25 protein-coding genes are annotated in these 24,918 nt (G+C 46.8%); 8 read left to right on the forward strand and 17 right to left on the reverse strand.

The window, feature by feature from the left end; all coding sequences use genetic code 11:
• Window positions 1-240: 240 nt before the first annotated feature.
• Window positions 241-717 (reverse strand): MarR family winged helix-turn-helix transcriptional regulator, encoded by a 477-nt coding sequence (locus C4S60_RS18910; protein ID WP_103881938.1) that lies wholly within the window; start codon window positions 715-717, stop codon window positions 241-243.
• A gap of 321 nt (window positions 718-1,038) precedes the next feature.
• Between C4S60_RS18910 and C4S60_RS18915 the strand changes: the two genes are divergently transcribed.
• Window positions 1,039-2,631, forward strand: a complete 1,593-nt coding sequence (locus C4S60_RS18915) for a BCCT family transporter (RefSeq protein ID WP_103881902.1) — start codon at window positions 1,039-1,041, stop codon at window positions 2,629-2,631.
• A 66-nt stretch (window positions 2,632-2,697) separates the two neighbouring features.
• Here C4S60_RS18915 and C4S60_RS18920 read toward each other — a convergent pair whose 3' ends face one another.
• The 6 genes from C4S60_RS18920 to C4S60_RS18945 form a co-directional block, all read right to left on the reverse strand.
• Window positions 2,698-3,333, reverse strand: a complete 636-nt coding sequence (locus C4S60_RS18920) for a response regulator transcription factor (protein ID WP_103881903.1) — start codon at window positions 3,331-3,333, stop codon at window positions 2,698-2,700.
• On the reverse strand, window positions 3,333-4,682 hold the full coding sequence (locus C4S60_RS18925; RefSeq protein ID WP_103881904.1) for a cache domain-containing protein: 1,350 nt from the start codon (window positions 4,680-4,682) through the stop codon (window positions 3,333-3,335). Before C4S60_RS18925 ends, C4S60_RS18920 begins: the two co-directional genes overlap by 1 nt.
• A gap of 112 nt (window positions 4,683-4,794) precedes the next feature.
• Entirely contained in the window at window positions 4,795-6,078 is a 1,284-nt protein-coding gene (locus C4S60_RS18930; protein WP_103881905.1) for a TRAP transporter large permease, read from the reverse strand.
• Window positions 6,079-6,088: 10 nt separating this feature from the next.
• A complete protein-coding gene (locus tag C4S60_RS18935; protein WP_103881906.1) occupies window positions 6,089-6,631 on the reverse strand; it encodes a TRAP transporter small permease subunit in 543 nt (180 codons plus the stop codon).
• Window positions 6,632-6,740: 109 nt separating this feature from the next.
• Entirely contained in the window at window positions 6,741-7,835 is a 1,095-nt protein-coding gene (locus tag C4S60_RS18940) for a TRAP transporter substrate-binding protein (protein ID WP_103881907.1), read from the reverse strand.
• Between the two features lie 403 nt (window positions 7,836-8,238).
• Window positions 8,239-8,601 carry a MarR family transcriptional regulator gene (locus C4S60_RS18945; RefSeq protein WP_103881908.1) on the reverse strand — a complete coding sequence of 121 codons (363 nt, stop codon included), beginning with the start codon at window positions 8,599-8,601 and terminating at the stop codon, window positions 8,239-8,241.
• Window positions 8,602-8,808: 207 nt separating this feature from the next.
• Here C4S60_RS18945 and C4S60_RS18950 point away from each other — a divergent pair, with 207 nt between their 5' ends.
• Complete coding sequence (locus C4S60_RS18950) at window positions 8,809-9,483, forward strand: DUF2982 domain-containing protein (RefSeq protein WP_103881939.1); 675 nt, start codon at window positions 8,809-8,811, stop codon at window positions 9,481-9,483.
• A gap of 9 nt (window positions 9,484-9,492) precedes the next feature.
• On the opposite strand, the gene C4S60_RS18955 is transcribed toward C4S60_RS18950, so the two are convergent.
• The 9 genes from C4S60_RS18955 to C4S60_RS23680 all read right to left on the reverse strand — a co-directional run bounded on the left by C4S60_RS18955 (window position 9,493) and on the right by C4S60_RS23680 (window position 18,654).
• Window positions 9,493-10,146, reverse strand: a complete 654-nt coding sequence (locus tag C4S60_RS18955) for an MBL fold metallo-hydrolase (protein WP_103881940.1) — start codon at window positions 10,144-10,146, stop codon at window positions 9,493-9,495.
• A gap of 64 nt (window positions 10,147-10,210) precedes the next feature.
• Complete coding sequence (mepK, locus tag C4S60_RS18960; protein ID WP_103881909.1) at window positions 10,211-10,756, reverse strand: peptidoglycan L,D-endopeptidase MepK; 546 nt, start codon at window positions 10,754-10,756, stop codon at window positions 10,211-10,213.
• A 156-nt stretch (window positions 10,757-10,912) separates the two neighbouring features.
• Window positions 10,913-12,571, reverse strand: coding sequence for a L,D-transpeptidase family protein (locus C4S60_RS18965; RefSeq protein WP_103881910.1), 1,659 nt, complete (start codon window positions 12,569-12,571; stop codon window positions 10,913-10,915).
• 89 nt (window positions 12,572-12,660) lie between these two features.
• Complete coding sequence (locus C4S60_RS18970; RefSeq protein ID WP_103881941.1) at window positions 12,661-13,746, reverse strand: DUF1513 domain-containing protein; 1,086 nt, start codon at window positions 13,744-13,746, stop codon at window positions 12,661-12,663.
• A complete protein-coding gene (locus C4S60_RS18975; RefSeq protein WP_167391000.1) occupies window positions 13,736-14,770 on the reverse strand; it encodes an imelysin family protein in 1,035 nt (344 codons plus the stop codon). Before C4S60_RS18975 ends, C4S60_RS18970 begins: the two co-directional genes overlap by 11 nt.
• Before the next feature lie 9 nt (window positions 14,771-14,779).
• Complete coding sequence (locus C4S60_RS18980; RefSeq protein WP_103881911.1) at window positions 14,780-16,177, reverse strand: di-heme oxidoreductase family protein; 1,398 nt, start codon at window positions 16,175-16,177, stop codon at window positions 14,780-14,782.
• Window positions 16,178-16,237: 60 nt separating this feature from the next.
• Entirely contained in the window at window positions 16,238-17,497 is a 1,260-nt protein-coding gene (locus tag C4S60_RS18985; RefSeq protein WP_103881912.1) for an imelysin family protein, read from the reverse strand.
• Between the two features lie 161 nt (window positions 17,498-17,658).
• Window positions 17,659-18,306, reverse strand: a complete 648-nt coding sequence (locus C4S60_RS18990; protein WP_103881913.1) for a GTP cyclohydrolase II — start codon at window positions 18,304-18,306, stop codon at window positions 17,659-17,661.
• Between the two features lie 171 nt (window positions 18,307-18,477).
• Window positions 18,478-18,654: a hypothetical protein gene (locus C4S60_RS23680; RefSeq protein WP_167391001.1), complete on the reverse strand. Its 177-nt coding sequence runs from the start codon at window positions 18,652-18,654 to the stop codon at window positions 18,478-18,480.
• A 228-nt stretch (window positions 18,655-18,882) separates the two neighbouring features.
• Here C4S60_RS23680 and C4S60_RS18995 point away from each other — a divergent pair, with 228 nt between their 5' ends.
• Window positions 18,883-19,362 (forward strand): WbuC family cupin fold metalloprotein, encoded by a 480-nt coding sequence (locus tag C4S60_RS18995; protein ID WP_103881914.1) that lies wholly within the window; start codon window positions 18,883-18,885, stop codon window positions 19,360-19,362.
• 104 nt (window positions 19,363-19,466) lie between these two features.
• Window positions 19,467-20,849, forward strand: coding sequence for an ATP-dependent RNA helicase DbpA (gene dbpA, locus C4S60_RS19000; protein ID WP_103881915.1), 1,383 nt, complete (start codon window positions 19,467-19,469; stop codon window positions 20,847-20,849).
• A gap of 108 nt (window positions 20,850-20,957) precedes the next feature.
• On the opposite strand, the gene C4S60_RS19005 is transcribed toward dbpA, so the two are convergent.
• Window positions 20,958-21,776 carry a LysR family transcriptional regulator gene (locus C4S60_RS19005; protein WP_103881916.1) on the reverse strand — a complete coding sequence of 273 codons (819 nt, stop codon included), beginning with the start codon at window positions 21,774-21,776 and terminating at the stop codon, window positions 20,958-20,960.
• A 107-nt stretch (window positions 21,777-21,883) separates the two neighbouring features.
• On the opposite strand from C4S60_RS19005, the gene C4S60_RS19010 reads away from it, so the two are divergent.
• The 4 genes from C4S60_RS19010 to C4S60_RS19025 all read left to right on the forward strand — a co-directional run bounded on the left by C4S60_RS19010 (window position 21,884) and on the right by C4S60_RS19025 (window position 24,816).
• The gene (locus C4S60_RS19010; protein ID WP_103881917.1) at window positions 21,884-22,546 is read left to right on the forward strand and encodes a glutathione S-transferase family protein; all 663 of its coding nucleotides are present in this window, start codon (window positions 21,884-21,886) and stop codon (window positions 22,544-22,546) included.
• Window positions 22,547-22,750: 204 nt separating this feature from the next.
• Window positions 22,751-23,182, forward strand: coding sequence for a hemerythrin domain-containing protein (locus C4S60_RS19015; protein ID WP_103881918.1), 432 nt, complete (start codon window positions 22,751-22,753; stop codon window positions 23,180-23,182).
• Window positions 23,183-23,218: 36 nt separating this feature from the next.
• Complete coding sequence (locus C4S60_RS19020) at window positions 23,219-23,500, forward strand: DUF2249 domain-containing protein (protein ID WP_103881919.1); 282 nt, start codon at window positions 23,219-23,221, stop codon at window positions 23,498-23,500.
• Window positions 23,461-24,816, forward strand: coding sequence for a hypothetical protein (locus C4S60_RS19025; protein ID WP_160111386.1), 1,356 nt, complete (start codon window positions 23,461-23,463; stop codon window positions 24,814-24,816). Before C4S60_RS19020 ends, C4S60_RS19025 begins: the two co-directional genes overlap by 40 nt.
• The last annotated feature ends 102 nt before the right edge of the window (window positions 24,817-24,918 follow it).

Below are 24,918 nucleotides of genomic sequence, written 5' to 3' on the forward strand. Positions count from 1 at the left end.
CGTTCTTACTCAAACTAATTTTTGCCGTTTTAAAAACCATTAAGACATAAAAATCCGACGACATAGAACGATAATCTACCTTTTTAAGCGCACTATCTTACCAAATTATAAGCGCTAATTCACATAATGTTGACTAACAGAAAGATTTTGCACCAATAAATACTGCGAGCCCTAACAATTAGAGCTCGAAGTATTTGAGATTTCAAAGGAGGATACGCAGAACGCGTCAAAGGAGAACGGCTAATTCTTGGAGATATTGCTGTCGAGCTGCAGCATTGGCGCTGCATCAAGATCATCCGCATTCATCATAAGAGAAATGCGCTGGATTGACGAAAGTAGAAGAGTTTGCTCCCAACTCTCTAAACGCTGAAATTTCTGAACAAAACTGTCTTGAAGCGGCAAAGGTGAATCTTTAAGCACCTCTTTCCCTTTTTCGGTAAGTACGGCATGCACTTTGCGTTTGTCCTTTTGGCTACGAATACGTTGCACATAATGTTGCGCTTCTAAACGATCAATGATGGTCGTCGCAGTAGCCTGACTTATATTGGTTGAGTTTGATAGCTCACGGATGGTCACATCGCCCATATCCTTGATCGCTTTCATAAGGATAAGCTGCGGACCCGTCAAGCCACATTCTTTCTTCAGTTTTTTAGAGTGTAAATCGATTGCTCGAATGATCTGGCGCAGTGCCACCAATACTTCTTCGTGTTTTTCCAAGGTCAAAACCCAAACTTTCAATGTTATCGCGCGCTCTTTATAGCAGAACCCAGCCAAGAATGCGTCGAGATTTTTGTGAAAGTCTCGAGCGATCACAGGATTATTGCTTTTTATCTACTCATTCCCCTTACTCCAACTCAACAATGGCGTGCCCTAAGCTCAAGTTTCATTAGTGTAATAATATTTAGAACACGATGCATTTGAACCTTAAATTCGACCAAATAACAACCAATCGACAGCGATAGCCTTTAGTTTAACGATAACAACTGATAGTATCGCTGCGAATTTTAGTTAGAACTCTAAGCAGTATCGAGAGGAACGATGAGTAATACTAAGGATAAGTATAGTATTGAAAACACTGACTACACAGTTGGTCAGGATAATGTCCAAAAATGGGGCTTTGATGTGCACAACCCCGTTTTTGGTGCGAGCGCAGGGTTGATTATCCTGTTTTTAGTTGCTCTTTTAGTCATGGAACCAACCACTGCCAAAGCCTCTCTTGATGGTTTGAAGTGGAAAATCATCGGTTCGTTTGACGAGCTTTTCATGTGGTCAGGCAACCTGTTCCTGATTTTCTGTATTGGACTGGTATTGTCACCATTTGGCAAAATCCGCATTGGTGGTGCTGACAGCAAACCAGAGCACTCCAACCTTTCCTGGATCGCTATGTTATTCGCAGCAGGCATGGGTATTGGCCTGATGTTTTGGGGCGTAGCAGAACCAGTCGCGTATTTTACTGGTTGGTATGAAACGCCACTTGGTGTCGAAGCCTACTCTGAAGAAGCCAAACGAGTCGCACTTGGTGCAACCATGTTCCACTGGGGTCTTCATCCTTGGGCTATGTACGCAGTTGTTGCCCTTGCCATGGCATTTTTCGCATTTAACAAAGGCTTACCTTTGTCTATGCGCTCTGTGTTCTACCCACTCTTAGGTGATAGAACCTGGGGTTGGTTTGGCCATATTATCGATGTTTTGGCGGTACTGGCGACCCTGTTCGGCCTGGCTACGTCCCTCGGCCTGGGTGCACAACAAGCAGCAAGTGGTATAGGTCATGTGTTTGGCTTCGAAACTGGACTGGGTTTACAGCTTGGTGTGATTGCTTTTGTTACCTGCCTCGCTATTTTTTCCGTCATTCGAGGCATTGAAGGCGGTGTTAAAGTCTTAAGTAATACCAACCTGTTAATCGCGTTTGCCCTACTGATCTTTGTTATTATTGCTGGTATTGCCACTTTCTTCGGCTCACTGACAGACACTCTGGTTGGATATGCGGAAACCATTCTTCCACTCAGTAATCCTTACGGACGTGAAGACGAAGCCTGGATGCACGGCTGGACTGTCTTCTACTGGGCTTGGTGGATCTCATGGTCACCATGTGTAGGTATGTTTATTGCTCGCGTTTCCAAAGGTCGCACTGTGCGCCAGTTTGTTGTGGCAGTGATTTGTATCCCTACACTTATCACACTACTATGGATGGCAGCGTTCGGTGGTATGGCTATTGATCAGGTGATCAATAAAGTGGGCGAACTGGGCCAGAATGGCTTGAGTGATATCACGCTGTCACTTTTCTATGCTTACGAGGCGATGCCAATGAGCACGATTATCTCTGTAATTTCAATCGTGCTTATCATGGTATTCTTCGTCACTTCGTCAGATTCTGCGTCATTAGTCGTTGACAGCATTACTGCGGGTGGCAAAGTCGATGCACCAGTTCCTCAGCGCATTTTCTGGGCTACGATTGAAGGAGCGATTGCTGCTGTCCTTCTTTGGGTTGGTGGCACTGAAGCGATTCAAGCATTGCAAGCGGGCACTATCTCGACCGCTCTCCCATTTACCATCATTTTGCTGGTGATGTGCGTGAGCCTACTGAAGGGAATGCGTACCGAACTGCAAGTACATCAGCTCAGCTATGCTTAGCACGCAGTCAGGTTAGCAAACAAAGACCCGCAATTGAGCGGGTCTTTTTCCATTACAGTTTCCCTTTTAACTTAAGCCGTTTTCCAGAGCGTACTTGGCAAGTTCTGCTGTAGAATGCAGGTCCAGTTTATGTTTGATGTTTTGTCGATGAGTTTCAACCGTACGATATGAAATATCCAACATTTGCGCGATTTTCTTGCTACTACAGCCCTGTGCTACTAACTTAAGCACTGACTCTTCGCGTCTGCTGAGGGGATTAGCTTTGGCAGCAACAGGGGTAATATCCTGAGAAAAAAGTGTCTGCGTTACCGACTCACAAAAATAGGTCGATCCCTGATGCACGGTCTTAATCGCCTGCACCATTTTCTCCGCAGAAATCTCTTTGAGCATATAGCCTACTGCTCCCGCTTGCATCACTTTCATAATGTACTCACGGTTGTCATGCATAGTCAGCATCAAAACCCTTACATCAGGCAGCTCCTCTTTTAAGACCTGAGTCGATTCAATCCCATTCATGATTGGCATACTCACGTCCATCAGCACCACGTCAGGTAACGTGGTTTTCACCACTTCTATGGCCTCTACCCCATTGCTTGCTGTGGCCACAACCTCAATCTCGGGTTCTCGCTCAAGGCGCGCCATAAACCCTTCTAGTACGACCTGATGGTCGTCGACAATGACAACTCGGATCTTCTCGTCCATTACACTGTCCCCTCTACCTTCAATAACACGGTAATCTCTGTTCCTTTGCCATATTCACTGATGAGCTCAAATTCACCACCAATGAACTCTACCCTTTCTCGCATATTACGCAGCCCGATTCCCCGGCTGTTCATCGCATTGCCAACATCAAAGCCAATACCGTTGTCTGAGATCATCAGCTGCAATACGTCACCAAACTGTTTAAGGAAAACGGTAACCTTTGTCGCTTGTGCGTGTTTCTCAATGTTGTTAAGAGACTCCTGAACCACACGATACAGTGTTGTAGCCACTTCTGATTTTAGCTTTGAAGCACTGGAATCTAACACCAACTCGGTGTTAGCTAACGAGTAGGTCTTAAAATCTTGCAATAGTGTGGTAATGGCGGCCTCCAGGCCGATATCGTCAAGGGCGCTGGGACGCAGATGATGCGAAATGCGGCGCACTTCCATAATGGCCTCTGATAACGAAGATTGGGACTTTTGCAAATGTCTCAGAGTACGCGCATCCACCTGCTTGATGTCCATTAATTCCAAATGGCACTTGCTCGACACCAATAGTTGGTTCACTCCATCGTGTAGCTCTCTGGCAAGGTGTTTGCGTTCATCTTCCTGAAACATGACAGTCTTATGTGCCAATTCCTTTAGATTTTTATCTGCCAGTTTGTGCTCGTGCCAGTTTACTGCCAGAGTCAGAACAATAATTACCGCCACCGTCACCGCAAAAATGGTTACGATCGAAAACATAGTGGTCTCTATGTTATTGTCGATCGCAGCCCGAAGTACCGCGACTTCTTGAGCTACATCTTCAATGTATAACCCTGTCCCAATCATCCACTCCCACTTATCTAGCCATGCAGCGTAACTGAGCTTAGTCACCGTTTCGCCCGTTGATGGCTTCTGCCACAGATATTGGTGAAACCCTCCACCAGCCTGAGCCTGAAATAACAGAGCTTCGATCAGATAATCACCATCCTGATCCTGAAGTTTGAGCAGGTTTCTACCAACGAGTTGTGGCAAGATAGGGTGAACCAGATTGGTACCGGCTTTATCATAGGCGAAGAAATAACCGTCAGTACCGTATCGAAGTCGATTGAGAGTGGCTTTGACCTGCTCCTTCGCCTCCGACTCGGACAATGAGGGATCATGATAAGAGTGTGCAATCGCATCAAATGCCATTTCAACACTGTCTTTGAGTGCCGATTCTTTTGAACGAATAAGGCTCTCACGAAAAATGCTAATTTCATTTTCCCCGAGAGCTTTTGCTTGATGAAGAGTTATCCAGCTGACACTAGCCGTCACAATAATTAACGGTATCAATGTCAGCAGAATAAGCTTTGCTTTCAGCGGCATAGAAGTCCTTTTTCTACTCTAAGCTGTAGTCACAACCTATCGTTTCCTATATCAAACAGTAACAATCTCTAATATAGAAATGAACCTCTATGCCAAGCGAACGCTGCACCGATCACATTCCATAGAATTCCGGGAACATAAGTAGTGAAGCCAGCACGACAATCTGAATGGCGATAAACGGCATCACACCTCGATAGATATCGCGCGTCGTTACACCGTTCGGTGCCACACCTTTCAGATAGAACAAACTAAAGCCAAACGGAGGCGTTAAGAATGATGTCTGTAAATTCATCGCAACCAGAATCGCAAACCACGTCATATTGATACCGAGCAATTCAGCAACCGGTGCGATCATCGGCACAATAATGAAACAGATTTCCACAAAGTCGATGAAGAAGCCAAGTATCAGAATCACCACCATCGTAATGATCAGGAAGCCCCATTTCTCACCCGGCAATTCCAGCATCCATTCCTCAACCAGCATATCACCACCAGTGTATGTGAAAGCCATTGAGAACGCTGTCGCACCAAGCAGAATCGCGAATACCATTGCCGTCACTTTCACCGTCTCTTTGGACGCATCATAGAGCATGCCCCAACTAAATTGGCGATACATAAGTGATAGAACAATCGCACCCGCACCGCCAAGAGCAGCTGATTCGGTTGGCGTAGCGATTCCAGCAAAAATAGAACCCAGTACCACCACGATTAAAGCCAGAGGAGGTATGATCGCTTTCAGTGCAGTTTTAACCTCCTCCGAACGGGAGATAGAGTCATCGCGAGGAATAGGCTGCGCACTTTCGGGATTAAGCTTGGCATAGATAAGGATATAAACCACATAAGCACCCACCAGAACAAATCCCGGCCATAGCGCTGCCTGAAATAAATCACCGACCGGCACGCCGAGTACATCACCAAGCAGAATCAAAACAATGGACGGGGGAATGATCTGGCCCAGAGTTCCGGACGCACAAATTGTGCCGCAGGCAAGGCCTTTGTCGTAGTTGTACTTAAGCATAACAGGCAACGAAATCAAACCCATCGCCACAACAGAAGCCCCTACCACACCAGTGGAAGCTGCAAGCAACGCGCCGACCAAAACCGTAGAAATCGCAATACCACCGCGTACACCGCCAAATAGCCGTCCCATGGACTCCAGCAACTGCTCTGCAAGCTTGGTTTTTTGTAAAACTAATCCCATAAATACAAACAGCGGGACAGCCATCAATACCGTATTCTCCATAATGGATTGAATTCGATAAGGCATAAACGCGAACATATCCATGCCTTCAGCCCATACACCAAATATCAGTGCAATACCTCCAAAGGTAAAAGCGACAGGGAAACCGAGAAGTAGCGCGAATAAGGCTACAAAAAACATCACAATACCGATCATGAAAATGTCCTTATTCTTTAGAGTCGGAAGATTTAGCGTACATCAGATGCGGGTTAAGCAACTTGTTCAGAGAGTGCAGTACCAGGCCACAGCCAGCGATTGCCATGAAGACAAAAGAAAGTGGAATCATGGCTTTAATAATCCAGCGATAAGGCAAACCCCCAGGGTCTCCGGACGTTTCTCCGAGCTGGAAACTCTCTTTCGCAAAGTCGATACCGAACCAGGCAACCAACAGGCAAAACGGGAATAGAAAGATGAACGTGCCTAAAAGGTCAATAATAGCTTGCGCCTTCATGGAAAGACGCTCATAGAAGACATCTACACGCACGTGTCCACCAGCTTTAATAGCGTAAGGCACACCAAGTAAAAACACAGCCGAGAACAGATGCCATTCCATCTCTTGGAACGCAATGGAAACGTCGTTGAATACATAGCGCATCACTACGTCATAAACCACGTTTGCCAGTAAAAGTAAGAATAAAATGCTAGATAACCAACCGAGAACATCGGCTACCTTGTTAAACAGTCTTTCGATGTAAATTAAACTACGCATACAACTTTTCCGCCTATCCGCCTGATTTTGTTAATAGTTATGATTAAGGGCGTATGACAATTCTGATTGGAAGCAAGTGGCGCACGAACTGCGCCACTTAAAGTGAGGGTTAGTCGTCAAACTTGTTTAGGTAAGCTTTTGACGCAATGTCAGTCCAAGAGCGAACTTGTTGTAGGTAAGCAGCTTGAGAAGCTTGGATTTCTTTCGCCATCTCATCTTTCTCAGCATGCTCCTTCAAAAGCTTGTCATTCGCGTCACGCAAGGCATCCATCACCTCTTTCGGGAAGTCTTTTACCTTCACGTTTGGGTAATCTGTCTGAATGGTTGCCCAGTTCTTACCACTTTCGTGCGTTGACTGAATGTACATGTCGTATGCGGCCGTCTTCATCGCAATTTGAAGAATCGCTTTTAGATCATCAGGTAGCTTGTTCCAGGTACGTTTGTTAACCAGGAACTGAAGCTCTGTTGCCGGCTCATGCCAACCTGTGTAGTAGTATGGTGCGATTTTATGGAAGCCCATGCGAAGGTCTAGCGAAGGACCAACCCACTCAAGCGCATCGATAGTGCGTCGCTCAAGCGAGGTATAGAGTTCACCAGATGCGATGTTCGTTGGCTTAGCTCCGACCTCTGCCAGGACCTCTCCCGCGAAGCCCGGGATACGCATTTTCAGCCCTTGTAAATCTTCAACGCTATTGATCTCTTTTTGGAACCAACCACCCATCTGAACGTCGGTATTACCGCCGGGGAAAGACATCAGATTATGTGGCGAATACACTTTTTCCATCAGCTCCATGCCACCACCGTGATAGAACCAGGCGTATTGCTCTGGTGCCGTCATACCAAAAGGCATTGTCGTAAAGTAGAGGGTGTTTGGTACTTTACCTTTCCAGTAGTATGACGCTGAGTGACCCATGTCGTACTGACCAGACTTCACCATATCAAATACACCAAAAGGAGCTTTGTGCTTGTTTGAAGAATCGATGCGAATTTGCAATCGACCATTTGACATTTCTTCGGCCATTTTTGCCATGTTTTTCGTCGCATCACCAAAAATAGGGAAATTCGGACCCCATGTTTCGGCTAATTTCAAACGATACACTTTTTCGGCAGCATTTGCGGTACCCGCAACAAACGCAAAGCATGTTGCGACGACAATCGCCGTGCTCTTAATGACACGTGATACTGATTTCTTGATTAGACTCATTATTCAGTTCCTTGAGTAGGTTCCTTTTCGAAGCCACACGCCATGTGACTCCAAGTTTCACAATCCAACTAACTATGGAGGCAATTCTGAATAACGGGTATTAGTGCGAGCACGCAGTGATGAATGAGTTAATTAACTAGACTCGACCATAGTATTACGTAGTTACACGTAGTACATGCGATGAAATTTTAATTAGCCCATTATTTTTCAAATAGATATGAATGATAGAACTCTGGCAGGAAAAGATAAATACGTAGGCATTAATTATCAGGGGCGAATTACACAATCGCTACTTTTGTGACATCAGTCGCTAACATCCACACCCAAAAACGCAACCTATCAGGCTACAGATTCAAAAAAACCCCTATACAGGGGCTTTTTTGAAATTGGGTAAAGTGAACGCTTATAGCGCTTTGTAGATCACTTTATTGCCCGTTAGCTGTTCTTTCGCAACCAAACCTTCTTCAAGAAGCTTTTTCAGTGCGCCAGTTGCCCAAGATGCTGCTTTCGCTTCCTCTTGGCCAGCTTCCAGGCCGATACCTTTCGGGTTGATGCCATCAGCATTTTTAGCAACGATGTCTAAAACTTGTTGCTGCTTAGGAGTTAGGGCTACATCAACTTTTTTTGACGCAGTTGCAGTTTCAACTACAGGTGCTTTCGCTACAACAGGCTTTTCTGTTTTTGTTGCAGCTGCTGTGTTGGCAACTACCGCTTTAATGCGCTTTTGCAATTTAGATTGCACTTTGCGCTTATGAGCAAGTCTCATCGAGTTTTCTCTCCAGTTCACTGCATCAGACAGTGGTCAAAATTTGAAGCGCGTTTTATACCAAAATTTTGATAGCTTTTGTAGGGGCTTGACACAAAGTGATGTCAAAAATGCCGACCTCTACCATTAACGGCTATTATTTAAACAATAAACTTTGTCATTATTTTGTCAGTATAAAGGAGAGTTTCATCGAAAATGGCCGTGATAATGGACACTCTGCACTTCAGTAATCATCACTACACATGGCGATCTCCCACGATAAAATTTTTCGCCGCAGTGGGTGCGCTCGTCTGCTTCTGCTTCCTGTTACTCTCACCTAGCTGGCAGCAAGCATTTGTTTTCATTTCAATCACCGCAGCCGCCATGGCCTTTGCCTATTTTATGTTATTGAAGAGTCGAGTCACCTTTACACTCACTGCAACGCATTTACAACAGCACCTTTTCAAAGGCGGCTGGGTACTCAAGTGGAACAATATTGAACGCATTGGCATCTGCACTCACCATCAGGAAGGCTGGCACAAACCACTCCCCTGGGTTGGCATTAAGATCCGTGACTATGCCCCTTATCTGAATGGTATCTGCCCACGTATCGCCACGGACATCCTGCTAGGTCAACGAGCGCTGCTTTACGTCGGTGCGCAGCAGACCAAGCCTTCTCTTACCTTTGAAGACATTGTTCTCGATTCTGAACCCTACTTAACCCAAGATGGGCGTGAATATCACGGCTTGTTGGCTATGTTGGCGAACCGTATGCGCTACCAAAGAGAATTTTTTGGATACGATGTGTTTATTGCAGTGGCCGATCTCGACCGTTCTGGTGAGGACTTCGTAGGACTTACCCGCCGCTATCTGGCAGCGGCGGACAAAGAAGATGGACGGTAAAGTCGTTGATTAGTACAGAGGCATCTCATCTGCGACAAACGGGTTAGATACACGTTCATGACCAAAGGTCGATTCCGGCCCATGACCGGGCACAAATTTCACATCATTCCCTAATGGCCATAACTTACCCTTGATCGAATTGATAAGGGTTGTGTAATCACCCTGAGGGAAGTCCGTTCGGCCAATGCCGCCTTTGAACAATACATCACCGACAAACGCTTGCTTGGCTTCCTCATTAAAAAGCACGACATGACCTGGCGTATGCCCTGGAGTATGGATCACTGTCAGGGTTTGATGACCAAATGCCACCACATCGCCCTCATCCAACCATTGGTTTGGCTCAAATGCCTCGGTCAGTGGAAAGCCAAACATCTGGCTTTGCCCTTCTAGGCCCTGGAGCCAGAAATTGTCCGCTTTATGGGGGCCCACGATTTCCGCATTCAGTGCCTCTGCCAGGGGTTCTGTGCCTCCGACATGATCAAGGTGTCCATGAGTTAGTACCAACTTTTCAACTTGCACACCCAGCTCTTTGATCAACATTTCCAGCTGTTTGACGTCACCACCCGGATCAATCACAACACCTTTCATAGTCTCGTCACACCAGACGATTGAGCAGTTTTGCGCAAATGAAGTGACAGGCACTACTTGATATTTAAGACTCATCATAAACCCTATTCGTTTTCCAGTTAGCGCGACTATGACATCCCGATACAGGAATGACAAGTTTTTACCAACTGCGCACTGGTCCAGTGTCTATATGGACAAACTGACTACGAGGATAATAACCAACCCCACCTGCCTTCAGAGACAACGCAGCTTCGCGTACATGGCTTAATTTTACCCCATCCAGGCGAAAATCGATGGCCTGTCCTAACATATGGTAGCTTTTTCGTGCAACACCTGACGACTGGTGACGTAATGACGCATTGGTCGCAGGGGAACGGTAGCCGGATATAATGAGCACTTCGGTTTGAACACCGAGTAATTTCTGGATCTCTGTAACTTGATCAAACAACTTCTTATCCATAGCATGCGTTTCATTGCGTCTGTGGTCACGACACAAAGTGTTTAATCGGGCTAGCTCTGACTGAATGTATTTTGCACCGTCAAAATAACGACTTTCCAGACTTTCTCCCGTATGCAGGTTATTCATGGCTAGCGTACGTGGTGCCGATGAAGGCATAGCGAGTATCGTTGGAGACAGTACAGACACAGTCGCGCCACACAAGGCGATTTTAAGCGCGTCTCGACGAGAAATATTTTTTTGCAGCATATAAGTTAGAGAAAGAGGGTGATCACAGCATTGCGACGCAAGATACGTGTTTCAGTATGCTTTTTCAATAACCACCCCTTCGTATATCGCATATGAAGTATGCGAATCGAGGTTACACTTTGAACCAAAAGCGTTTTTTATTTGTTCTATTTTGTGTCAGTTTTTGGAAAACTCGCCGCTTATAAGACTATCTCGCTTAGTATCGTAGTCGTAGATGTCACCGCGAAAATACGCTTTACCCTCTGACATCCAGGCAGTTTGGTAAATAATATAGACCGGAATGCGCTGTTTAAACGCCACAGATTTATTCGGCCGTTCTGTAGCCACTTCTTCAAGACTCTTGCCTTGCTGCTCTAGCAGCACTTCTGCAAATTCGTCAGCATTTTCTACCCGAATACATCCGGAACTGAATGCCCGCAAGCTTTCGTCAAACAAGTGCTTACTTGGGGTGTCATGGAGAAATATTGCCTGTGGGTTAGGCGTATTAAACTTATACTGCCCAAGGGCATTGAGCTCCCCTGCCTGCTGACGCATGCGATAGGGGAACTGCTGAGCCTTCACCGCCCGCCAGTTAATCATTGTCGGGTCGATCTTCACTTTACTGTCCCACCCTTCGATAATGTCAAAACGTTGAGAGAACAGATAAGTAGGATCTTGTTTCACTTTGGGAATGATGTCCTTAACCATAATTTTCCACGGAACATTCCACGTTGGATTCAAAATCAATGAATCCATTTGAGTCTCTAGCAAAGGCGTCTGCCTACTGGTACGTCCTACAATGACCCGGGATTCAAACCGAGCATAGCCCTCATCCCAATACTCCAGCTGAAAATTGGGCACATTAACCAGAATGATGTTTTCTCGCTGTTGCGGCCACAATCTGGAACGCTCAGAGTTCAGGGCAAGAATACGCAACTTATCTTCTGCAGTTTTATTCAGCCATTCGACGGTATTCGGACCGATAATACCATCGTCATCAAGCCCATATTGAACCTGAAACTGACGTATGGAGAAATCTAACGCTTCATCAATATAACCGTCGTCGCGGTATTCAACTGCAATACCGGCTTCAGTTAGCTTTTCCAGTAGCAATCGGTATTGTTGAGGTTCAAGTCTGTCACCCAAACGCATCAGGCCATACTGTTCATAAATCGTAGGAGGCAATTGTGCTCGGGAAAGTAAATCAATGTAGACACGTTCAAAACCCGGCTGATTGAGCATAGGTGAGGCGAAACGGGACAGATATTCTGGCACCTCTCCGCTTTCAAATGCCTTCACGAACAAATCCACTTCAGTCGCAGATGGTCGAGTAAGCGGCTCTGTTAAGCTTGTCGTAAAGAACCACGCTTTACCTGCTTTTTCGGCAGCAGCGACATAACTAATGTACAGTAAGAAAGTATCCGTTGTCAGTCTGTCATAACGCCCAGTATCGCCTTGCTGAAACGCGGCCTGAACTTGTTCCATCCGCGCTTGAAACAACGGGCTAAAACCAGCCAGAGTGACTAAATCAAGCTGAAGGTTGACCTGAGCATTTAGCTCATCGTCGTCCCAGAGTTTATTTTTCGACAATCGCGTGTATAGGTATTCCACCAATGAGGGATAAAGTAAGTCGTTATCAGCGAGAACAGCTGACACATCAACGTCTTGCTGAACCTGCGCGGCGTTTGTGATCTTCAGAACTGGCTCTATGTGTTTGACAGAATAGGATTTCAGGTCAGATGAATTTACGACTACCTGATCAGGTGCCGCGCCCCCTATCGAAGAGAACGAGAGCGTCACAAAACTCAGTAAAGATAACAGTAACCAGTTTCGCATCTACCAACCTCCCTGAAGTGGAACTTTAAGTATGGCAGAAATCAGGCGCTCCTTAGCGCCTTTTTAGCCCAAACTTTTCACTGTCTCATTTATGTGATAACACTCCAATGGTTATCCCATTGAATACCAGACATATAACGCGTCTTTTCCAGTTGACTATTTATTCGGACAACATACCCAGCCCCGGAACTGACAAAAAAATCATCGTTTTTCACCACGACACCTGAGGCATCAGGGAGCGCGTTGATTTGTAATAGCTCTGCGCTGGATTTATCCCAGATTCCGTAACAATTGCCCCTCGGCGACGTTGCCACAATATGGGTGCGACTGGCAGCAATGCTAGCAATATAATGATTAAACCGCGCCCAGTCCTCTGGTTCCCCCGCTAACTCTGTCATTGGCCTTCCTCGCTGGTGGATAGCCACAAGTGACACGTGTTCATCGGGTTCACCTCGATACTGCTGGCCGGTCAATACGATCTTGTCTCCATCATGAGCCAAATGGCGTATGCTCTTGTGGCGGTCCGCCAACATCGCCTGTTCCAATATTTCACCTGCTGCGGAAAGATAAGTGAGGCTTGGCAACATCGAATCTAGGTTTTGAGAACGTCTGCCATCGGTATGGACACCACCAACTGCCACAGCCAGCGTTCCATCAGCCATTACGATCACTTCATGAGGGCCAAGCCCAAAACCGGTAAACTCTTCCACCTTTTGATAGCCATTGGCCGTATCGTATACGCCAATAAGGCCCTGACTGGTCGCGTGAACTCCTTCGGTAGCATATAACCACTGTCCGTCAAGAGAATACACCCCATGTCCATAGAAATGTCTGTTTTTGGAAGCAAGGATTAACTTTTCCATATTACCGGATGCATAGTCGAACACCATGGCGTAACTGCCAGGGCGTCTCGCAAAAATGACAGCATGGGAAGAAACTGTGGATACCGCAACACCGTGTCCTCTATCGGGAATAGGTAAACGTGAAACGGGGCCAGAAGCACCGTCAGATATGACTACCTCATAGTCACCCTGACGTCGCAACGCCCCGCCGATCAGTGTATTGGCGGTGCCCCTGCGCACAGTCCCTGAGATGCATCCGCTAAACACTGAAGGCACCAACATCCCCAACCCGACCATTTTGGCCAGGTTACGCTTTGAATTATCAATCACCATCGGTTGCATTGAATCCTATGACCACACCTAGTTCGACCGAAGTCTCTTCACCGATCAGATATTTTAACTGTTCCAGCTTATTAAACAGCGATAATGCTGACTGATAGCCAGACTTAGTCTGTAGCATGTCAAACACGCTTTTTTCATCAGGCCAGGTGACCAGAATGCGCTCAAATTGTTGCGCAATACTTTCCGCCAACAGGTACGCACCTTGGCGTCGGAGTATGTAATCCAGACCCGTTCCCTTGGCAAAATACAAGGCTTGTAACGCCTCTACATTTGCCTCAAGGTTAATCAGAGACGTCTTAGAGCGCCATGATTCAGAGAAATACGGTCTGGGAGCGCCAATTTTAGCCAGAGGGCGAGACAGTTTTTTCATACTGTAATCGAGCTGATTCGCTAGCAACGCCAAGTACTCAGCGTGCCAGGCTGCTTCGTTCAGCTCAGTCCACGGGTTGCTTTGCCAAGCTGTAACCACTGTCTGAGAACGGCTTGCAAGTGCACCGGAAACCGCAAGTGCCAATGCGCAATTCTGCCTGTCTCCTTGACTAAAGCTTGAGGCCGTATCGAAAAGCAGCCATTCGAAAGCCCCCAACCCTTGCACGGTGACGCTCTCACGCTGTAACACTTCTACTGTCCACGTGCGCTGTTTTGATGCCGCGAGCATTTTTCGGCCGGTCGTATTCTTTTTGTCCGGCCAGAACTGGATGTTCCAGTTTTGTTCCAGCGCCGTAGCGGGTCCTCTTTCCTGCCCTTGCAACCACATCCAGCCCTGCATGCCTTGTTGCCAGGCACGCGTCACTTCTGCAATATCGGTTTCCTGTTGGCAGAACCGCACCGTCGCATCTTGTAGCTGAATCATGGCTTTGTGAAACTGCCATGCCGAGTCAAATTCAATCTCGTAGACAGATTGACTGATATGATTGCTCATCTGAGGTTGAAACCGCGATTGCTGTTCATTGGATTGGCACGCCATCAGCGAAATCGCAGTCAGGACGACCAATAAGAAAAATTTGCTGCTCACATTCACACCCTATAAAGACTTGAGAAATGCCAGTAGCGCAGTTCGCTCTGACTTTGATAACGCGAGAACTTGCTGTTTAGCAGACTCAGCTTCTCCTCCATGCCAGAGAATCGCTTCTGTCAGGTTCCTTGCCCGGCCATCATGAAGAAAATAAGTATGACCATTCACTTCTTCGGTATAACCAATGCCCCATAGTGGTGGTGTGCGCCACTCTCTACCAGATGCCGCATATTCTGGTCTGTGATCGGATAAACCTTCACCCATGTCATGCAGCAACAGGTCTGTATATGGGTGTATCGTTTGTTCTGATAGCGCAGGTCGGTCTTGGCGTAGCGAGGTTTTGATATTGGTACGGTGACAATTCTGACAACCGACTTTTGCGAACAGTTGCTCGCCTTCAATCACAGTAGGATCGTGTATATTTCGACGTTTGGGTACCGCTAGGTGTTGTGAATAAAACTCCACAAAATCTAAGATTTTGTCACTGACTTCTGGCTGGCCCCCGCTTGCTTCGTCAGTACATAACGTCTGGTTATTCGTGCAGTTTTCATCTTGGAACAGTGAACTGGTCAGTCCCAAGTCACCGTTAAACGCAGCCGCATTCTGTTGCATCAGGTTGGGTTGCCCGGCCTTCCAGCCAAAACGCCCTAGCACCATTTTTCGACTTAAAACATCCAGCACGTAGTTAGGTTTCCCCGAGACCGAAGTCTGATCATTCACCTGCTCATCCGCCATTGCCAGAATGGTGGATTCTGGTACCGATTCAAGTAAACCCAGTCCTATCATCGGTGGAGCAATCCGGGCGGACATCATGACATCAGGGTGCATGTCGCCGTAAGCCAGGTCGACAATTTCAAGCTTTGGTTTGCGCAGCACTACCGTTTCACCATCGTTAAAACGAACAACAACCTCTTGATATTGAATGCGTACCTGCCCTTCGGCCTGCATATTAGGCAGTGCAAAATCCTGTAGCTGTCCGCCATAGGTTGGTTCAGGTATGACACCTGCAATTGCATATTCTGCCTTCTGCTGCTCTGTCACCGCAGGAATACTCAAACGAACCAACATGGAGACTGCATGCTGGTCATGTTTTTCAGGTGGGTGTCCACGGCCATCTTTTATGTGGCAGTTCTGGCATCCGTTGGTATTGAACAGGGGTCCTAAACCGTCCCGTGCATCCGTAGAGGCAGGGGCCTGAACCCAGGGATTACGAAAGAAGCTATTGCCCACGCTAAAATCAAGACGTTGACTCATTGGCAGATTTGCTGCAGGCATCGAGTAAGCATTCGCGCCTTCTTTGTTTACCGTCGTTTTACCCCCGGAGAATGGGGTTGAAATTACCTCCGCCATCGCGGAGCTATTAATGAACGCCACCAGCGCGATCATCAAGATATAAATTCTGGACATACAACACTCAAAATAGATCGACAAAATGGGGGCGATTGCCCCCAGTTCCACTTTTTATGATTAGAATTCGTGGTCAGCAGTATCGGGGCTAAGGCTGTCAACACCGACGATAGTCGCCGCACGTTCGATGGAGCCTGTTTGTGCAACAAGTGCAACGATGGTGTCGTTTACGAGTAGGTTACCCCGAGGGTTATTTGCCGCTATCAGTTGGTCAAAGTACTGGTTGTCCTTTTCTGCCGAGGTTACTAGTTTGCCCACTTGAGCGCGAGCCAGGTCGAACTGCTTCTGAATTTCTTTCGCTGCTGATCTGTCTTTTTGTTCGACAAGATTCGCAATACTTGGGCCGTCGACCAAGGTCCCGTCGACACGTACATAAGTGCCGGTGTACACGTTGTATATGCCTTGCTCGTTGTAATAGTGAGAATTGTGGGTATTGTCCGAGAAACAGTCATGCTCATCTTCAGTAGAGTTTGCTTCAAGTGCAACCTTCATGCGCTCGCCGGCGAGTTCACCTAGTGATAGAGACCCCATACCAAACAACATTTTACGTAGTCCATTATTCTCATTGTCCGCCAGCAGTTGTTCACGATAATTACCTTGCTCTGCTGATGACCATTGCTTCTCCATCCACTGAAGATCCTGAATCAGTAACGAGGAAGCGGCTTTGAGGTACTCGGCACGGCGCTCACAATGGCCGTTTGTGCATCCCTCGCCTACGACATAGTCAGTATATGGACGCTCACCCGCCCCTGCTTCGGTGCCGTTTAGGTCTTGTCCCCAGAGCAAAAACTCAATCGCGTGATAACCAGATGCCACATTCGCCTCTGAGCCACCGACTTCATTCAAATTTGCCACCAATTCAGGTGTGATGATTTCAACATCAAGCGTCGTTGCACCAATGGTCAAACGCTCATTCGCGACAATATTGGCGTTCGCGCCTTCATTGCCCAGTTCATACTGATAATCAGCAGCCACATAATCAATTAACCCTTCATCCAAAGGCCAAGCATTAAGTTGCCCTTCCCAGTCATCAACGATGGCATTTCCAAAGCGAAAGACTTCGGTTTGTTGATAAGGTACGCGAGCCGCAATCCAGGCTTGTTTGACATTAGCAAGACCGAGCTCAGTAGGCTGAGCAAGAAAAGTGTTAATGGATGTATCAAGATCTTCGGCTGTTTTTAAAGCATCAGCAAACACGGCATGAGCAAGATCTGCATAGTGTTCAACGACTTGGTCTTTAGTAACTGCAGCTAACGCAGTCGACGAGGTTATAATTAGAGAGGCGGCCACTGCACCCTTTAATACGGTTGTTACATTCATGAAAGCATCCTTGTTGAGCTTAATTATTATTTTGTAGTGCGAATCATTATCATTTACACCATTGTTCGCAATAATACTCAGTTACAATTTATTTTCAACAACCAATACAAAAAAACCTCACATTCGTGAGGTTTTCATTGCATCTCTGTAACAGTTCTGAATTAGATTTTCAGATAGTGCTTGCCATGAGAAACTTTGGCTTTCAGGTAGTTCTCGTTGCCATCTTTCAGATGAGCATGAGTGTTGACGACTTCTTCAATATTGATGCCGTGCTCGCGAAGCTCACGGACCTTCTTCGGGTTGTTGGTCACCAAACGAATTGAATGGACATCAAGCGCCTTGAGCATTTGTGCGGCTTCGGTAAAATCACGTAAGTCATCGCCAAAGCCCAGATGATTGTTAGCTTCGTATGTATTCATTCCTTCAGACTGTAGCTTATAAGCATCCAACTTATTGTATAGCCCTATCCCACGACCTTCCTGTCGCAAGTAAAGGATGATACCGCCTTCTTGACCCATTCTTTGGATGGTCTCTTCTAATTGCTCGCCGCAATCACACCGTGAAGAGTGGAAAACATCTCCAGTCAAACACTCTGAGTGCATTCTTACCAGTGGCAGCGACTGGCTCTTATCAGCGGATTTAAAAATCACCGCCACATGCTCTTTATCAGTCTGAAGGCCACGAAATGAAAGCATTTCTGCGTCGATGTCGCTCTTAGAGCCGACTTTTAATTGTATTCTGGCACGTACTTCCGCCATAGTTTCTCTCACTAGATTATCTGAGGCTAGTAATGAGCTTATCTCAGCCATTGTCCTTTCTCCATAGTTGGAACTATGGGGGCTAATACCTGACTTTTCAACAATAAGATCACAGTAGATATTGTTATATTATAACAATTGGATAAATTTAGGAACAAAAAAACCCCAAGTGCAAACACTCAGGGTTGATAAGATGATTGTTGTTTAGGTGTTAGCGAACAATTACATAGCCTGTTTTTGCTTCCAAACGGCCAACTCTACCCAGATGTTCTCTAACTCCGCCAACTCTTCTTTGGTGAGTAGCGATATAGTTTGTGGGGCATCTCCCGACACGGCACCATTCGACGATTTCAGGTGTGCGTAAAAGTCTTTTTTTAACTGGCTAATCACTGCTTCCACTGCTATTCCACCTATCTACTGGGTTAAATCCTAAACAAATCCATGATACCACCCTGATCAGATCGTACAGCTTTTTCCATATTTTCTGGAACTACCATCACAAATACTGTTGGTTTTACGTCGAATTTTCTAAACTTTATCCATAACCGGACGTAGGGGGCAATTTGTTACTGAACTTTTTGTCGCACCAGGTAAAATAACGCTACTTTAAACACACAGAACAATGTCATGTTAAAAATCATCAGTAACCAAGACTTCGATACGTTCGCGCAAAATGCCAAAGAAGCTCCGCGTCAACGCAGCCATCACAACCTCCATGAACAACTGGATGCGGGGGTTCAACGTTTGTTCATTTCGACCGAACCCGATACCTATATGCGCCCTCACCGTCACAGCGAAGAACACAAATGGGAGCTGTTTCTGGTTCTAAAAGGCCAACTCGATCTTTTGATTTTTGACGATGAAGGTAAGGTGACGCAGCGCCATAGTCTGTCACCTGAAACCAATCGTGCCATTGAAATCCCACCTGGCACCTGGCACGGCTACGCATGCATGGAGTCTGGTACTGTCGGTCTGGAGATCAAAGAAGGGGCATATATTCCAACGCCACAAGAGGATTTTGCACCTTGGTCACCTGCCGAAGGGGAAGACGGTGCCAATGCATATCGTGACTGGATGAGAACAGCGAAACCAGGCTCATCGCTTTAATTCTCGTTATCCTCGGTACAATTCAAAGATTATTGTAGATAAAAGTAGCATCTAGAGCGGGAATGTTGATAATACCCGCTCTGCAAATCGACCGAGGATAGCCCTTGAAAACCCCAGCCTTCTCTACTTTAAATCTACCAGCGGCACTACTAGACACTTTAGACAGCCTTGGTTACACCAACATGACCCCTATTCAAGCGGACTCTTTACCGAAGATCCTCGCAGGTGTCGATGTTATTGGACAAGGCAAAACTGGCTCGGGCAAAACTGCGGCTTTTTCTCTTGGTCTGCTATCTAATCTGAATGTAAAACGCTTCCGGGTTCAATCCTTGGTTCTCTGTCCAACGCGTGAACTGGCCGATCAGGTCGCAAAAGAGATCCGCACACTGGCTCGTGGTATCCACAATATTAAAGTGTTAACGCTGTGTGGCGGCATGCCAATGGGACCACAGATAGGCTCACTTGAACACGGTGCCCACATTTTAGTTGGGACGCCGGGTCGTATCCTAGACCATTTAGAGAAAGGCCGTATCAACCTGGATGAGCTCAATACGCTGGTCCTGGATGAAGCAGACCGTATGCTGGAGATGGGCTTTAAAGATGCACTTGATGCCATCATTGCAGAAGCACCAATCAAAAGACAAACCCTGTTGTTTAGCGCAACATTCCCTGAACAAATTCAGGCCATCGCGTCCAGTGTGATGCAGCAGCCAGAGATCATCAAGGTCGAAAGCAAACACGACCACTCTAGCATCAAGCAATTCTTCTATCAGGTCGAAACCACGGAGCAACGTGACGATGCGCTGGAGAATTTGCTTTTAACTCACCAGCCAGAATCTGCCGTGGTTTTCTGCAACACTAAGAAAGAAGTGCAGAATGTGGCTGATGAGCTACATCATCGCGGTTTTAGTGTGATTGATATTCACGGTGATCTCGAACAGCGCGACCGCGACCAAGCGCTGGTCCAGTTTGCCAACAAAAGTGTTTCGATACTGGTTGCCACTGATGTAGCGGCGCGCGGTCTGGATGTGGATAATCTCGATGCCGTCTTCAACTACGAATTATCACGTGACCCTGAAGTTCACGTGCATCGTATTGGCCGCACTGGGCGAGCTGGCAATAAAGGCCTTGCCTTTAGCTTCTATAGTGAAAAAGAGTTCTACCGCGTTGCACGTATTGACGAGTATTTGGATATGCCTATTGAGCCGAGTGCATTACCACCAGCTTCGTCGAATCAACCCTATCAAGCGAAAATGGCAACCATCCAAATTCAGGGTGGCAAAAAGCAAAAATTGCGTCCCGGCGACATTCTTGGTGCACTGACAGGCGACAAAACCCTTGCTGGCAGTCAAATTGGTAAAATCAATATGTTCCCAATGAGCGCCTATGTGGCCGTTGAGAAAAGCATCGCCAAGAAAGCACTCAACAAAATCACCAATGGTAAAATGAAAGGGCGTCAGTTCCGCGCGAGAATCATCAAAGCGTAGAATAGATAGGCACTAGTTCCTAATTTATCGGGATTGGTGCCCAACTCAAAGACATCCGTATCGCAAATGTTGATAACGGAGAACTACCCCAAAAGTAATTGCTTAAAGTCAAATTTTAAGTTCTGCAATCAACTCATTACTCAACACTGGGTGGCGTTGTGTTCCTGTCACCAATACGATATCAACACTTGGAAGAACCGGCATATCAGACAACACCTGTATCCCCTCTCCGATGCTGGTTCGCCCCATTGCGCCCACCCCTATTCCCCGCCTTACCAGCGCTCGTTGAGCCGACGCGGTATTGCAGCACGCCACCAGTTGATATGCGACGCCACGTTTTGACAGACTGTCTGTCGCCGCAGCATGATACTTACAATCGGTCTGAAACAGCACCAGAGGTAATGGACGAATATCAAGATCAAATTCAGGGCTGGCGATCCACACTCCCTTGTCTGAGGCTAGCCAGTAGCCTTCCTCGCTGTCGGGCGCTCTGGTGACAATAGCCGCATCCAGTTTGCCTTCATCGAGCCACTCTCTTAAGGTGACACTGGGCTGACTAAACACCTGAATGGAACAGGTTGGGTCTGCTTTAGAAATCGCAGCAATTACTCCAGGTAGAATGGATTCGTTGTAATCCTCAGGGCACCCAAGCCGAAGGGAGGATTTATTCTGATAGCGCTTTATCTTTCTAAGCGCGGAGTCGTGCAAAGACAGTATCTGTTCCGCTTGCACTCTCAATGCTAACCCCGCCTCCGTGAGCACCATATTTCGTCCATCTCGCTCGAACAGGGCCGTTCCCGTTTCGCCTTCCAGCTTTTTCATCTGAGCACTGAATGCAGATTGAGTTCGATTGATTTGCCGGGCAGCGCGAGTAAAACTTCCGGTTTCCGAAAAGGCGAGAAAGCTTCGCAGTGCTTCAATATCCATGTCGTCTCCAACTCATCGATTCCATTGATGATATTCATTAATACTTTGCGTTAGTGCCCCATCAAACCATTGATTATGATGAAAATCAAATCAGGTAAGGAGACACCATGAAACTGTATATAGGAAATCAAAACTATTCGAGTTGGTCATTGCGAGCGTGGGTGATCTTTGCACAAAATGGGCTCAATGTAGAGGTGACTAAACTAACCTTGTTTACGCCGGAGTTTTATCAGACGTTAGAAACTCTAACGCCCGCAGCCAAAGTTCCTGCCCTGATAGATGAAGAGATAGCGGTTTGGGATTCTCTGGCGATTCTTGAATACGTCAACGAGCGCTATCTTGAGGGACGCTGTTGGCCAGAGACAGCGGCAGAAAAAGCCAAGGCCCGCGCCGTTGCCTGTGAGATGCATTCAGGCTTCTTCGCATTGCGAAATGAACTACCTATGAACTGTAGAGCAAATCGCAGGGTGGAACTGTCTGACGAAGCGGTGAGAGATATTCAGCGTATTGACGCCATGTGGTCAGAGCAAATGGCCATTCACGATGGTCGCTGGCTGTTTGGTGACTGGTCCATTGCCGACGCTATGTACGCACCAGTCGCGCTGCGTTTCAAAACCTATGGCATCCAATTATCCGAACGCGCGGCACAGTACCAACAAACCGTGCTATCGAGTCCCGCCATTCAGACCTGGCTAGAGCAAGCCGCTCTGGAACAAGACATCGTCAAAGAGGATGAAGCGGGCGTTGAAGTACCAACAATTAATGCCTAGCCCTTTTATCGCCAACGCTCAGTTGAACTCAGGACTGGGCGTTTTTTCCCTATCCACTTTTCAATACTAAAACCCTGCTGCAATAAGGGATTAAAAATGACGCATATCAAAACATAGACGAATTACCCCTTCGGCAGCATAGCTTTCATGGTGGCTGACCTATAACATCATTTATCGCTATTCGATAATGATGAGGAAATCACTATGCCATCTATTCAAGAGTTCATGACTCAACACCACAAGGTCTGCGATGATCTGTTGGTCGAAGCAGAAAGTGCACTGGCCAGCAAAGACTGGAGCGCGTTTGCTGAACTATGGTCTAAGTTTGAAACGGAAACCCTACATCACTTTGCAATGGAAGAGCAGGTACTTTTCCCTGAATTTGAGGCGCAGACAGGAATGACCGCAGGACCAACGATGGTTATGCGTCAGGAGCACGCTCAGATTAACGCCATGTTTGAACAAATGAAGGCAGCGATTGAGCAGCAAGATCAAGAACGAGCAATGGGATGTTCAGAAAGTATCATGATCTTTATTCAGCAACATAATATGAAAGAAGAACAGATCTTGTATCCAATGACGGACAATCACCTCAGCAATAGCGCCGAAATTGTTGAAAAAATGAGTACCCACTGAACGAGTAGGTAGCACTCAACCCGGAGACAAGAACATATGGACATGAGCAAAGTCATCACGCTCGACGTCAGTGAACTAGAGCCGCCTCATCCTATGCACCAAATAACCGCAAAGCTCTACCAGTTGACGATTGGCGAGGTATTGTTGGTGACACATCGACGTAAACCCATCCCCCTGTTTGACATGATTACAGGCCAGTTCGAGTATGCCTGTCACCAAGTCAGCGATGAGCGTTATCAGATCGTGTTCTGGCGTGCCGGTGATGAAGAGGCAGCGCTGTGGGCACAGCAACTCACCAAAGAGAACTTACCACGATGAGAATGAGTGGCCTGAACTTCGAAGCCATTCCTGAACTTTCGGCCCCAATGCGTTTCTACCTCACCGCGCCAGTGTTTGCTTTACTGGCCGCAATTCTGGTTATCAGCTTTGGTGAACAGGTTTGGCTGAGTCGCTGGATGCCGGTCACCCTTGCTGCGACTCACCTGCTCGCCCTCGGCGTTATGGCCATGGTGATGATTGGATCTCTGTTTCAGGTCATGCCGGTACTTTGTGGCGCGGCGATTCCGATTCGGGGGTGGAAGTTGCACCTGTTTCATCTGTTATTGGTAGCCGGAGTGGTGAGTTTAAGCAGTGGCTTTCTGGGCTGGGTTTCATTTTCACTGTCATTTGCTTTACTCGGACTAAGTCTGGGTTATTTTGTTTTTAGCCTGCTACGAGTACTCTTTTGGGAAGCACAAGGGCAACAAACCCGCTTACCCATCTCACTGGCAGTGTTAGCCTTAGCAGTGCTTTTGGCCCTTGGTCTGATATTGCTCAGTGGCTACCTATGGGGCGTGGCTCCTGGCATCGGAAAATCGTTGACTAATCTGCATGCCGGTATCGGCCTGTTTGGTTGGATTATGCTGCTGATCATGGCTGTCAGTTTTCAGGTAATACCTATGTTCCATGTGACGCCCAACTTCTCTAGCGGATGGCGTTACGGCTTGATAGGTTTGCTGGTTATCGGTATTGTCATTGTCAGTCTGGAGTCTTTCGGAGTGCCACTGCCTGGAGGTTGGTTAGTCTGTATTGTCGCCTCAATACTGTATTCCATCGTGACGCTAGAGCGATTAGGAAAACGTAAACGCAAACTACCCGATGTGGTGGTTAATTACTGGAAATGCGGGCTTGGGAGCTTATTGCTGGCTTGTCTGCTATTGTTTAGTTTCTTCCTCCCTTTAGACTTACTTCCCTGGCCTGTCGGTTGGCAAACAAAGCTAGAGGTATTTATCGGTCTATTGTTTGGCCTTGGCTTTGTACTGGCCATTATTCAGGGTATGCTCCTCAAAATCGTACCATTTTTGATCACGCTTCACCTACAGAGAGCGATGATGCGCAACCCCATAGCGATGATACCGCTTCCGGATCATTATCAACTAATCAGTCGCGTTCACATGAAGTGGCAATTCCACCTCTATATCGCTGTCATGCTGTCTCTGGTACTCAGTTTTATGATGCCTTCGACGACAGCCATTATGGCACTGCTGTTTGCCCTGAACTGGGCGATGATTGGATATAATATTCTGGGTGCGCTAAAGCAATATCGTATTTGTTTGGTTAATCTTCAGAGCTCTTTTGAACAGTTTAAAAAATAGTTCATCTTGCTAACTCTCTAAGTCGACTTACATTCCTCTGCACATGAGATTCTTATAGCAATGTTCGGGGCTAAGAATTTTCTGCTGCCTACTAAAACCAAA

The sequence above is a fragment of the Vibrio hangzhouensis genome, assembly GCF_900107935.1.
In the GTDB taxonomy this organism is placed as follows: Bacteria; Pseudomonadota; Gammaproteobacteria; order Enterobacterales; family Vibrionaceae; genus Vibrio; species Vibrio hangzhouensis.

Bases quoted from the DNA above. Each gene is read 5' to 3' on its own strand.
- C4S60_RS18985 (WP_103881912.1), bottom strand. From the start codon at position 17,497: ATGAATGTAACAACCGTATTAAAGGGTGCAGTGGCCGCCTCTCTAATT.
- C4S60_RS19010 (WP_103881917.1), top strand. From the start codon at position 21,884: ATGAAACTGTATATAGGAAATCAAAACTATTCGAGTTGGTCATTGCGA.
- C4S60_RS18945 (WP_103881908.1), bottom strand. From the start codon at position 8,601: ATGAGACTTGCTCATAAGCGCAAAGTGCAATCTAAATTGCAAAAGCGC.
- C4S60_RS19015 (WP_103881918.1), top strand. From the start codon at position 22,751: ATGCCATCTATTCAAGAGTTCATGACTCAACACCACAAGGTCTGCGAT.
- C4S60_RS18940 (WP_103881907.1), bottom strand. From the start codon at position 7,835: ATGAGTCTAATCAAGAAATCAGTATCACGTGTCATTAAGAGCACGGCG.
- C4S60_RS18955 (WP_103881940.1), bottom strand. From the start codon at position 10,146: ATGAGTCTTAAATATCAAGTAGTGCCTGTCACTTCATTTGCGCAAAAC.
- C4S60_RS18935 (WP_103881906.1), bottom strand. From the start codon at position 6,631: ATGCGTAGTTTAATTTACATCGAAAGACTGTTTAACAAGGTAGCCGAT.
- C4S60_RS18970 (WP_103881941.1), bottom strand. From the start codon at position 13,746: ATGGTGATTGATAATTCAAAGCGTAACCTGGCCAAAATGGTCGGGTTG.
- C4S60_RS18965 (WP_103881910.1), bottom strand. From the start codon at position 12,571: ATGCGAAACTGGTTACTGTTATCTTTACTGAGTTTTGTGACGCTCTCG.
- C4S60_RS19005 (WP_103881916.1), bottom strand. From the start codon at position 21,776: ATGGATATTGAAGCACTGCGAAGCTTTCTCGCCTTTTCGGAAACCGGA.
- C4S60_RS18925 (WP_103881904.1), bottom strand. From the start codon at position 4,682: ATGCCGCTGAAAGCAAAGCTTATTCTGCTGACATTGATACCGTTAATT.
- C4S60_RS18990 (WP_103881913.1), bottom strand. From the start codon at position 18,306: ATGGCTGAGATAAGCTCATTACTAGCCTCAGATAATCTAGTGAGAGAA.
- C4S60_RS18930 (WP_103881905.1), bottom strand. From the start codon at position 6,078: ATGATCGGTATTGTGATGTTTTTTGTAGCCTTATTCGCGCTACTTCTC.
- C4S60_RS18980 (WP_103881911.1), bottom strand. From the start codon at position 16,177: ATGTCCAGAATTTATATCTTGATGATCGCGCTGGTGGCGTTCATTAAT.
- mepK (WP_103881909.1), bottom strand. From the start codon at position 10,756: ATGCTGCAAAAAAATATTTCTCGTCGAGACGCGCTTAAAATCGCCTTG.
- C4S60_RS18920 (WP_103881903.1), bottom strand. From the start codon at position 3,333: ATGGACGAGAAGATCCGAGTTGTCATTGTCGACGACCATCAGGTCGTA.
- C4S60_RS18915 (WP_103881902.1), top strand. From the start codon at position 1,039: ATGAGTAATACTAAGGATAAGTATAGTATTGAAAACACTGACTACACA.
- C4S60_RS18950 (WP_103881939.1), top strand. From the start codon at position 8,809: ATGGACACTCTGCACTTCAGTAATCATCACTACACATGGCGATCTCCC.
- C4S60_RS18995 (WP_103881914.1), top strand. From the start codon at position 18,883: ATGTTAAAAATCATCAGTAACCAAGACTTCGATACGTTCGCGCAAAAT.
- C4S60_RS19020 (WP_103881919.1), top strand. From the start codon at position 23,219: ATGGACATGAGCAAAGTCATCACGCTCGACGTCAGTGAACTAGAGCCG.